The organism is Stenotrophomonas sp. SrG, from assembly GCF_050031795.1.
In the GTDB taxonomy this organism is placed as follows: Bacteria; Pseudomonadota; Gammaproteobacteria; order Xanthomonadales; family Xanthomonadaceae; genus Stenotrophomonas; species Stenotrophomonas rhizophila_A.
The window spans coordinates 1-247 of record NZ_JBNBBE010000738.1 but is presented as its reverse complement, the minus strand read 5'-3'; the positions used below and the strand labels follow the sequence as shown (position 1 = coordinate 247).

Annotated in this window: 1 protein-coding gene; it reads right to left on the bottom strand. The window is 62.8% G+C overall.

Annotation, left to right across the window (positions count from 1 at the left end):
- A partial coding sequence (cydX, locus tag ACQG3P_RS21530) for a cytochrome bd-I oxidase subunit CydX (protein ID WP_426806191.1) occupies nucleotides 1-89 on the bottom strand: 89 nt, incomplete at its 3' end.
- Between the last annotated feature and the right edge of the window lie 158 nt (nucleotides 90-247).

The following is a 247-nucleotide window of genomic DNA, read 5'->3' as shown; positions in this document are numbered from 1 at the left end:
CCTCCCTCGCGTGCTTCCAACCACATGCCGTGGAGGATGGCGGCGGCGGAGGCCAGGCCGGTGCCTAGGATCCAGGCTAAATCCCACATGGCAAACCCTCCAATTTCACTTCGGTAGGTGCCCACCGGGGGTCGGCACGGTGGGCCGTATCAATAAGCGTTGGGGGTGTCGGCCATGTCTTAGGCCGTGGTCTTTCCCCTCATCACCCGGGAGACCCAGCGGGTGTAGGCAATGCTGATAGACAGGA